Raw genomic sequence first — 9,536 nt, 5'->3', positions numbered from 1 at the left:
TGCCCGCCCCGCAGATTCGGACGCACCGACCGCAGCAACAGGCCCGCCGCCCCGATCAGCAGCGCCATCCCCACCCCGCCCGCCACACAGGCAGGCAGGTTCAGGGGCAGGTCACGGGCGACCGTCCACGCGCCGGCCAGGACCGCGCCGACGAACGCCAGCAACAAGCCCGTCTTGGTGTCCGTCCGCGCGATCTCCGCCTTCACCTCGGCGTGCGCGGCCGTCAGTCGCGCCTCCACGCCGCTCACGCCGCACCCGCTTCCACCAGGACCGGGACGTCGACGTCGCCGTAGCCGACCAGTTCCAGTTCGGCGCCCGCGTAGGCGGCGACCGTGCGCAGAACGCGCGTTTGGCCGTCCCTCTGCACGTGGTGGGTCACGTCCTCGGGCGAGACGCCCAGGGCTTTGCGCCATGCCTCGAAGCCGGGCAGGCCGCAGTGGAGCGAGAGCTCCAACCGGTCGGGGTAGATGGGCGAGACGCTCACGGTCGGCGCCGGCAGGTGCCCGAAGTCCGCCACCAGCAGGCGCAGCGCGCGCAGCGGCACGGCCAGGTCGTCCAGGGTCAGGGTCTCGCTCACGCGGCCATCTCCGTCCCGGCCACGGCCTGGTTGGTCAGGTCGCGACGGACGGCGAGCACCTTGCGCCGGGCCCGCCGCAGACGGCGGCCGTCCAGCGCGGTGACCGGCAGGTCCAGCAGGCTGATCTGCACGTCCAGCAACTCGACCTCCGCCTCGATCAGCGGCGTCTCCTGCGCGATGGCGTCCAGCTCGGCGCTGGTCGGCTCCATCCAGTCCGCGAACGCGGTAACAGCGTCCTGAACAGTCACGATGTACTTCATTGGGTCGTGGTTCCTCTCGAAGGGTGGAACGGCCCGACAGCGGCCCCGGAGTTGCACCTCCGGGGCCGCGCGCCGTTGAAACCGGAATCCGGCTCCCCGCGCTCCCTCCCGTACGACCACCGCACGAAGCGCTGGCCGGACGGGAAGGAGAGGCAGCCGGCCGCAGCAGAGGGCTGCGAGGCCAGGGATCGGACCTACGTGCTCAGGCGCCGGCCGCCGGTCCGTACGGCGACGCCCATCGATGTCGTCGGCACACGCCGACCTCCAAAGGCTGGAAGGGGACACGGCTTCACCAGCCCTCCGTTTGCCACAGCGGACCGGTCCCGAGCCACAGCACCGGGCGCGTCATCATCACTGCTCTGACGCGACAGCAGGGCGGAAGCGCATCAGGTGGCAATCCAGGGGCTGACCTCCAGAAATGGAGGGATGATCCCCAGGACTGTTCTCCAGAGCTGACGCGCAGGAATGTGTCCGCCGGCGGCCTTCACCCATCCGCCATGGGGACGGGGACTCACACCCCGTCAACTAGAAACACTGTTGAGTTGTCAAGGAACGCCTGCGCTTCCTTCGAGCCCCTCTCAGAGCCCTCCGGGCGTTCGTTGCAGTACCTGTTTTACAGGTACTGCATGGGGGCCCGTCAAGTACCTCAGCGGACCCGCTTGGTTTTCGCGCCGGTACTTCTTGGCGCACATTCAGAATCGCCGCAGGTCAGGGGAGTTGGGCACCCCGTCCGTAGACAGCTTGGGGAGTTCTGGTTACCGTCAAGAAGTCCCTAGACGTCCCACCGGGGGGTGCAGATGTCCAACCAGCGCTTGCGGTCAGCCATGTTGGCCCGGAACGTGACTGTTCAGAGCCTGGCCGAAGCGATCGACGTCAACCCGAAGACCGTCGAACGCTGGATCACGCAGGGAAAGGTGCCGTACCAGCGTCATCAGTACGCCACGGCTGAGGTGCTCAAGGTCGACGTCACGACGCTATGGGCGGACGACCGTGTGGTGGAGACCGCGACGGATCTGAGCAAAGCCGAGATCGCCACGGTGTTCCCGCACCGGCACACCGTCCCGTCCGGCTTCTGGCGGGAGATGTACGACAGGGCGCAGGAGCACCTTGACGTGCTGGTCTACTCCGGGTTGTTCCTCTCGGAGGACCCCGTGTTCCACGACCTCTTGAAGGCCAAGGTGGCAGCGGGCGTCCGGGTCCGCATCCTGCTGGGGGATCCGGGCTGCGCGGCGGTCCGGCAGCGGGGGATAGACGAGGGTCACCAGATCATGGACGGCAAGATCCGTAACGCACTGTGGCTGTACCGCCCGCTGATGAAGAGTCACCCGGGCGTCGGTTTCCGGCTGCACGACTCGACCCTCTACAACTCCATCTACCGCTCTGACGGCGAGATGCTTGTAAACCCCCACGTCTACGGCGTAGGAGCGTACATGGCCCCTGCCCTGCATCTGCGCCGCCTGCCCGGCGGAGGGTTGTTCGATACGTATGCGAATAGCATCGACCACACGTGGGAGAACTCCCGCGCGATCACGGAAAGCGACTTCACGGGAGCCTGACCATGGGACGCATCGACTACTTGCACGACCCCGAGGCTCCGCCGGCGAACTCGGTGGTGCCCTCCGTCGTGGCGTTTGTGCAGAACGACGTGGAGCAGGTGCTGATGATCCGGCGGTCCGACAACGGCCGCTGGGCACTGCCCGGTGGTGGGCACGACGTGGGTGAGTCCATCGGCGACACCGTCGTCCGAGAGGTGTGGGAAGAGACCGGCATCGAGGCTGAGGTCGTCGACGTGTCCGGGATCTACACGGATCCCGGACACGTGATGCAGTACGACGACGGTGAGGTCCGCCAGCAGTTCAGCATCTGCTTCCGTGCCCGCCCGGTCGGCGGCGAGCCGCGTACGAGTAGCGAGACGACACAGGTCCGCTGGGTTGCCCCGGCGGACCTGATGACGCTGGATATCCACCCCACGATGCGGCTCCGCATCGAGCACGCCATGGACCGGACGCGGACGACTCCCTACATCGGCTGACGCTTGGTGGCCGCGACCCGCTCGAACACGCGTGACGTGCAGTCGAGGATCTCCGGCTCCGCGCGCCGGATGAACGTCCCGATCAGGCTCTCCGGACCGTACCGGCCGGTGATCTCGTTGATCCGGTCGATCGGGTTCGTCGGAGTCCCGTCCGGCGTGGTGTTCATGTCGCAGTAGCAGAGCGCGTCGTTCAGGTGCGCGCTCTCGCGCGGGAACTCGGCCTCCAACTCTTCGCGCATGCCGCGCGCTTCGGCTTCCATCCACGAGCACGAGTGGTGAGCCACCAGGTTCACGACCCGTTCGTCGGCATTCGCGACGTCGCGCAGGTAGCGAGCACCGTCGAGCGGATGGAAGCCGGTCTTGGCGAGGTCCGGGGCGTAACCGATGTCGTGCAGCACGGCGGCGGCCTCCATCAACTCTGCGTCCTGCCCGAGGATCGGCGCGATGGTGCGCGCCCGCTCGGCGACCCCGAGGCAGTGTTTCCACCGCCGGGGCAAGGGCTCGGCGAGCACGGATTCAGCCAGGGGATACGCCCACTCCAACAGGTCCGACAAGCTACGACCGCTCCTCTCGAATCGGCAGGGCGCGGACCGTCCGCACCTTGCCCTGCCCTCCGCTCGCCAGCATGCCGGCGGCCTCCAACTTGTCCAGCGCCTTGGTCATGGTGGGCCGGGAAACCCCGAACCGGTCGGCCAGTACTGATGTGCTGGGGAACGGCGCTCCGACTTCCAGATGTTCATCCGCGATGAGGTCCGCAACGCGCTGATCGAGCGGGCGGCGGTCGACTGACGTTCCCGCCCGAACGACGCGCCACCGCCCCCCCCGTACCGGCTCGGCCACACCGTCCTTCTGGAGAACCCCGAACGCGCGGAGGGCGACGCCCCGCGAGATCTTGTAGTCGCGCATGAGATCAGCGGCGGACGGAAGCTCCGACATGTCCGGGTCCGCGTCGATCCGGGTCTTCACCGCGTCCGCGACCTTCAGGAAGGTTCCCCGGGGGCTGGACTGCTCCAACACACGCTCTCCCTCTCTACTCGCCCGGTGTCAGGTCTTAAGAGTCGCACGTCCGTCGACCGATGCGGAGAGGGGCGAGGAAGCCGAGCGCGCGGTCTACGGGTGGTCTCAATTGCGGTCTCAACCGACGCCCGATCCGGCACTGTCCGCCATTGTCCACCGAAGTCCAGGGACCCACTCTGACCAGGGGATAGGGCCGTTTCGTCGACGCCCACGGACGGCCCCGGACCAAGATCGGACAACTCGTAATGCGTAGGTCTCGGGTTCGAATCCCGAAGGCGGCTCAAGAAAGTGCAGGTCAGAAGCATGTGGGCCCTCCGTGGAGATCATGGAGGGCCTTTTCTGCGTCCGGATGGGAACATTCTGGGAACGAAGGATTACCTAAAAGTCCCCTATGTGCCAGTCGGTTTTCCTGTTGGGTATCCGACATGGCGCGAGAGCAGGGCCGTGCGCGTGGGGTGAGTCGCCTTGCGCTCGTATGGGCTGCGAACGCGAGCAAGGAGACGGGTAGCGTGCGCTGTCTCCAGGTGTGGAGAACGGTCCGGTGCTTCTGGTCCCCATGGGGTCATGCCGCGCGTAATGTCTGCGGATATGAACGGGGCGAGCGGCATGGGCGAGGTTGGGGAGGACGGGGGTCGGTACCCCTGGATCCGCCGTGTGCATGCGATTGGCTCGGCGCCCCAAGTTGACCGCTTTGGCTGGCTGGTAGACCTGCCGTGGGCGCGAGTAGAGGTCCCGCTTGCCGGTCGACGCGAGGATAAGCTGCTTGTGGTATTGGGCGAGCGTGGGTGCGGCAAGAGTGACTTGATCATTGAGGAAGCCGCGGCGCTGCAGTCCGAGGGGCACGTCGTGGAGCTGGTCGACCTGAGTGCGCGGGGACGGTTCTACGAGGCGGTCGGCGCGCGGAGGGATTTGGGCGCAGTCCTGGAGCGGGCTTCTGAGCGTGATCCGGGGTACGTCCTGTTGGACAGCCTTGACGAGGGGCTGGACCGACTCGGGGTTCTGGATGACATTCTGGTCGGCTGTCTGGAAGAGCTCGGCCGTGAGCGGAGAAGTCGACTACGGCTGCGTATCGCCTGCCGTTCGGGCCGGTGGCCCCGCGGTCTGGAAGGGCATCTCCAGTCGCTGTGGGCGCCTGAGGAGGTCTCGGTAGTTGGTGTGACGCCGCTGACCCGGTCCGACGTGGAGACGGCTGCCGCCTGGGAAGGTCTCGACGGCCGTAGAGTCACTCGGCGGCTGGAGCAGAAGGGTGCGGTGGCTCTGGCCTGGTCTCCGATCACCTTAAAACCCTTGCTGGAAGCCGAGCGGGAAGGATGGGGCCTGCCTTCGACGGTGGCTGACGCCTACCGGCTTGCCTGTCGGCAGTTGAGCTCCCACGGCCACCGCGACGGAAGTCCGCTGGCCCCCGATCACCTGACGGCACTCGCGAGCCGAGTGGCCGCCGCCATGCAGTTCGGCCACTATGCGGCGGTCCATGACACCCCGAGTGCCATTGAGGCTGACGTGGCACTGGCTGATCTTGACGGCGGTGACGAGCCAGGCGCGGCGGGGGATTCCTACCACTGCGGGATGAAGGAATTGCTGGCGTTGGTGGATTCCGGGCTGATGGTCGAGGTCGGGCTGCGTCGCTGGGCCTTCGCCCATGACAGTTACCAGCAGTACCTGGCTGCCCAGTTCCTGGCACGGCACCACATGCACGACGCTGCGCAGGGGCAGTTGCTGTGGATCGGTGACGGAACGTCCCGTCATGTTGTGGCACGGCACCGCGAGGTGGCCGCGTGGCGGGTGGTGGACGATACGGAGCTGTTCGCCGAAGTCCTGCGGTACGACCCCGAAGTGCTGTTGCTGGCTGACCTCACGGCACTCCGCGATCATCAGCGCGAGGCTGTGGTGGACCGGCTCCTCGCTCTAGTGTCCAGCGATGACACGGTCCAGCTGGACCGAGGGTTGCTGCACCGCCTGAAGCACCCAGGGCTGTCCTCTCAGCTGCGTCCTCACCTGTCTCTCCCGACTGCACCTCCGCTGCTCTCCACAGTGCTCCGCATCGCGCGAGCCTGCCAACTGCCTGAGCTCAACGACCAGTTGCTGACAGTGGCCGAGACGCAGGGGACCGATCCGAAACTGCGCCGCCTGGCCGTCCAAGCAGTCGGCGATGAGCTGGACGCGGACCATGTGGCCCGCCTCAGGGCATTGGCCGGGCACAACGATGCGGACCTGGGCCGGCTGCCGGTCCTGGAACAAAACCCGGAGCGGCTGGCCTTGCTGAGGGCGCTGGCCTGGCGCGGTGACGCGGACCTGGCGGCGGCCGCACTGGAGCGGTTGTGGCCGCAGCATCTGCGGCTGCCCGAATTTCTGGACCTGATCCCACCTGCCGATGACCCCACGCATGTCCGCTCCGCATGGCTCCTGATCCATAAGGTTCCGAACCTGCTGAGACCCGAAGACATCGACGAAGCCGTAGCGTGGGCGACACGGACTCTGGGTTCGCGGCACCCCCGGGCTGGCCTGACCCTGCCCGGCGAGTCGCAGTTGTCCGTGCGACTGCCAGTTCGCATTCTCGCGCAGGCGATCGCGCTCTTCGACGAAGACGAGACCAACAACGACTCTGCACAACGGAACAGACGACTCGACGAAGTCGCCGATGCCCTGCTCACCCTGGCGGGACGTGCCGATTTCGACGACCGGCACCAGCTTGCGCAACCGGTGGGCGAGGTGCTGCTGAGTCGGCCGGGCATCCGCCGAGAGCTGGGCCGGCGTGTCCTGGACCGCGGTGATGACCACCAGGTCACTCGGCTCCTATCCTGGTCAGGCAGTCCTGCCCTGTTCTCCACCGACGACTCGGTGTACTGGACTCTGCAGTGGCCCACACTGAGCCCTGACGCACGCCGGCACGCTGAGTGGCTGGTGACAGCGTGGCCCGATCCTTCGGATTCGGACCTGCCGTCCGCCCTTGAACTGCGCGAGCGTTACCCGGACCTGATGGCCGCCACCGCACGGTGGGACACCCGCACGGAGGAAGAAGCCCAGCAACAGCGCGAGCAGGAAGAACAGCGCCACCGCCTTACATTCAACGAAGCCCGCCTACGGCTTGCCCTCACCGCGCTCAGCACCGGAGAGGGATCACCCGAGCGGCTGTGGCAGCACATCACCACCGAGCTGTACCGCACTGCGGACGGCAGTGAAGCGTCACCGGACAGGCTGGGCGTCGTGGCTGCTGCCCCGTCTTTCCCACATGAAGGCAGCGAACTGCACCGTCTGCTGCTGGAGGCGGCTGTCATCGTCGCCCGCCGCTCAGCAGCCCTCAATGGTGCAGCGGCCACTCCAGCCACAGCAGACTGGAACCGGGCAGCCACTGCTCTGACCGCGCTGGCCCTGCTTGATGCCTCGCACATGGCCGAGGCATTCGACCACCAGCCCCGTCGAGCGGCTGTGGCCGCCGTGGCGCTGGCGGCCCATGATTGCCACGACTCCGATGACACCGCACTACAGCACAGCCTGATCACCCAGTGCGCCCGGCTGGTCGGCCACGAACTGCCGACCCTCCTCCACCAGGCGCTAGACGGTTGCAGCGAGCCGGAACTGAACAGTCTGGCAACTGCGTTCGCTCGTACCGCCGTTCCTGATGCGGTTCAGACCTTGCGAGACTGGGCCAATGATCCGGGCCGCACCGACGTGCAGTGGGCCGGCGTCCTGACGTCACTCGCGCTGGCGGGAGACCGGCCGGCCCAAGAAATCGTGTCCGCCGCAGTGAGCGACCCCGACGTTCAACGAGACGCCGCGCGGAGCGGCTCACGATGGACCCGCGCCGCCGCGGCGCTGATGGGACAGCCACAACTGCCCGAGATCTGGCCCGTCATCAGGGCAACCCTGGCTACCCCCGGCGTTCTGGCTGCCCTCCTGGAGCGCCTTATCGCCGCCGACCCCAAGGGAACCTGGCCGCTCGGGACTGGCCAGCTGCCCGAGGCTGCCCTCGCTGACCTGTACACCATGGTTACCGAGCACATCGGCATCACCCGGCTCCTGGACTATCAGTTCGAGGGTGGCTTTTATACCGACGCTCGCAGCAACCTCCACCGAGGCCTGCTGGGCCTGCTGATCTCCAAGACCAGCCCGGAAGCGGTCCGTGAGCTGACCGGTCTCGCCACTCGCTATCCCGAACTTGCAGACCTGCGTCGGCACGTTAAGGCCACGGCCCGCGAGGTCGCCGAACTCCAGGCTCCACCCCTGGTACCGGAGCAACTTCGGCGCCTGGCCGCAGACACCAATCTGCGCACCGTCACCGACGCACGCCATCTCCAGGACATCGTGTTGGCCAGCCTCGACCGTCTCCAGACGGTGCTTCAAGGGTCCAACGGCCTTGTGGTCAACTTGTGGAACCGGAACCTCTGGACAGTGGATCACGCCGACTGGTGGCCGTGTTGGGAAGAGGACTTCAGCGACATGGTCGCCGCGCTCCTGCGCCAGGACATCGGCGGATACCGCGTCGTTATCAACCGCGAGGTCCAAGTCGACCGATCCGGGTTTCCGGGCAGACGCACCGACATCCAGATCCAAGCCACGGCCCCGCCCACCAGCAGCAGCGACGGCACACTGACCGTAGTCATCGAATGCAAAGGATGCTGGCACCGAGACCTGTCCACTGCCCTGGCCGACCAGCTTGTCCGCGACTACCTGCGTACCCCTGGTACCGCAGGCATCTATCTCATCGGTTACTTCGACTGCGACCGCTGGAACCTCGAAATGCGCAGGAAGCGACACCACACATCAGGCGATCACACCATCCGCGACCTGCAGCACGGACAGGATGCACGCGCCCAGGAACAGCGCGACCAGTACGGTGCCATTGTCGCGGCCAAAGTCCTCGACTGCCGTCTCCCCGGAGCCAACGACCCGTGGCGTGCCAAGCCCCGCAATCCTCCCGGGCAGACGATCTAACCCGGCGCGGGGAGTCGGATGGCTCTCATGTCTGACCACCGGCGTGAGGGAACAACACGACCTGCTGCTACGCCCTATGGGACAAGGTCTGGGTCCACGGCCCCAGCCAGGAACCCTGGGGGGCTACCTCGTCAAGGCCGACCCTTCATCTCACATGTCAACCAAAACTGCTCCGACTAAGCTGCCGACGTGAACAAGATGCCAGACCTTCCATGGGTTGAGGTAGAGCCGTTGCCTCACGTCAATGGCGACCTCTTGCCCGTGCTGGAGTCGGTCGACTCCCTGCAAAGAGCTTGGCAGGAGGTCGTCAAGGCAAACGATCCTGCCTTCCAGGAAGCCCGGCGGCGTTCTTTGCGACGCCACGCCATCGAGACCGGCATCATTGAGGTTCCCCCTGCCGGCCGGACAGCTTGATACTGGGACGGATGGTCCCGGAGGAAGCAGTCACAGGTAGTGAGCCAGAAGAGCAACATGAGTAAGCGGTATACGGCCGAGTTCAAGCGGGACGCGGTCGCCTTGGCGTTGTCCTCGGAGAAGACGGTCACCGAGGTCGCGAGGGATCTGGGCGTGAGTCCGGAAGGGCTGCGCGGGTGGGTGAAGCAGGCGAAGGTCGACCGCGGTGAGGGGCCCGCCGGGGCTTTGACCACTGCGGAGCGTGAGGAGTTGGTCCGGCTGCGGCGGAAGGTCCGCGAGCAGGAGGCCACGATCGAGGTTCTGG

9 protein-coding genes and 2 pseudogenes are annotated in these 9,536 nt (G+C 66.5%); 6 read left to right on the top strand and 5 right to left on the bottom strand.

Annotated elements, in window-relative coordinates; translation table 11 throughout:
* The 3 genes and pseudogenes from BMZ82_RS38470 to BMZ82_RS38460 all read right to left on the bottom strand — a co-directional run.
* Positions 1-248 (bottom strand): annotated as a pseudogene (locus BMZ82_RS38470) (integral membrane plasmid transfer protein); the annotation flags it as partial.
* On the bottom strand, positions 245-577 hold the full coding sequence (locus BMZ82_RS38465; protein WP_093782034.1) for a hypothetical protein: 333 nt from the start codon (positions 575-577) through the stop codon (positions 245-247). The pseudogene BMZ82_RS38470 and the gene BMZ82_RS38465, both read right to left, overlap by 4 nt.
* Entirely contained in the window at positions 574-837 is a 264-nt protein-coding gene (locus BMZ82_RS38460) for a DUF6284 family protein (protein WP_093782033.1), read from the bottom strand. Before BMZ82_RS38460 ends, BMZ82_RS38465 begins: the two co-directional genes overlap by 4 nt.
* 797 nt (positions 838-1,634) lie before the next feature.
* On the opposite strand from BMZ82_RS38460, the gene BMZ82_RS38455 reads away from it, so the two are divergent.
* Both BMZ82_RS38455 and BMZ82_RS38450 read left to right on the top strand, forming a co-directional pair.
* Positions 1,635-2,393, top strand: coding sequence for an XRE family transcriptional regulator (locus tag BMZ82_RS38455; protein WP_093782035.1), 759 nt, complete (start codon positions 1,635-1,637; stop codon positions 2,391-2,393).
* A gap of 2 nt (positions 2,394-2,395) precedes the next feature.
* The gene (locus tag BMZ82_RS38450) at positions 2,396-2,869 is read left to right on the top strand and encodes an NUDIX domain-containing protein (protein ID WP_093782032.1); all 474 of its coding nucleotides are present in this window, start codon (positions 2,396-2,398) and stop codon (positions 2,867-2,869) included.
* On the opposite strand, the gene BMZ82_RS38445 is transcribed toward BMZ82_RS38450, so the two are convergent.
* Together BMZ82_RS38445 and BMZ82_RS38440 are read right to left on the bottom strand one after the other, a co-directional pair.
* Entirely contained in the window at positions 2,857-3,423 is a 567-nt protein-coding gene (locus BMZ82_RS38445; protein ID WP_093782031.1) for an HD domain-containing protein, read from the bottom strand. The two genes, BMZ82_RS38450 and BMZ82_RS38445, sit on opposite strands and share 13 nt — an antisense overlap.
* A gap of 1 nt (position 3,424) precedes the next feature.
* Positions 3,425-3,886, bottom strand: a complete 462-nt coding sequence (locus BMZ82_RS38440) for a GntR family transcriptional regulator (protein WP_093782030.1) — start codon at positions 3,884-3,886, stop codon at positions 3,425-3,427.
* Positions 3,887-4,540: 654 nt separating this feature from the next.
* On the opposite strand from BMZ82_RS38440, the gene BMZ82_RS38435 reads away from it, so the two are divergent.
* The 4 genes and pseudogenes from BMZ82_RS38435 to BMZ82_RS38425 form a co-directional block, all read left to right on the top strand.
* A complete protein-coding gene (locus tag BMZ82_RS38435; protein WP_143099002.1) occupies positions 4,541-8,818 on the top strand; it encodes an NACHT domain-containing protein in 4,278 nt (1,425 codons plus the stop codon).
* Positions 8,819-8,868: 50 nt separating this feature from the next.
* Positions 8,869-9,011: pseudogene (locus BMZ82_RS42940) on the top strand (glyoxalase/bleomycin resistance/dioxygenase family protein); the annotation flags it as partial.
* On the top strand, positions 9,008-9,232 hold the full coding sequence (locus BMZ82_RS40485; protein ID WP_143099001.1) for a hypothetical protein: 225 nt from the start codon (positions 9,008-9,010) through the stop codon (positions 9,230-9,232). The pseudogene BMZ82_RS42940 and the gene BMZ82_RS40485, both read left to right, overlap by 4 nt.
* Before the next feature lie 57 nt (positions 9,233-9,289).
* Positions 9,290-9,536, top strand: a 247-nt coding sequence (locus BMZ82_RS38425) for a transposase (protein ID WP_143099000.1), incomplete at its 3' end; no start/stop codon positions are given.

Source organism: Streptomyces sp. yr375 (assembly GCF_900110755.1).
GTDB lineage: Bacteria > Actinomycetota > Actinomycetes > Streptomycetales > Streptomycetaceae > Streptomyces.
The sequence above is the reverse complement of the archived record's forward strand: the minus strand, read 5'-3'. Positions and strand labels throughout refer to the sequence as shown.

Excerpts from the sequence above, each read along its gene's own strand:
- BMZ82_RS38460 (WP_093782033.1), bottom strand. The coding sequence starts at position 837 with ATGAAGTACATCGTGACTGTTCAGGACGCTGTTACCGCGTTCGCGGAC.
- BMZ82_RS38455 (WP_093782035.1), top strand. The coding sequence starts at position 1,635 with ATGTCCAACCAGCGCTTGCGGTCAGCCATGTTGGCCCGGAACGTGACT.
- BMZ82_RS38450 (WP_093782032.1), top strand. The coding sequence starts at position 2,396 with ATGGGACGCATCGACTACTTGCACGACCCCGAGGCTCCGCCGGCGAAC.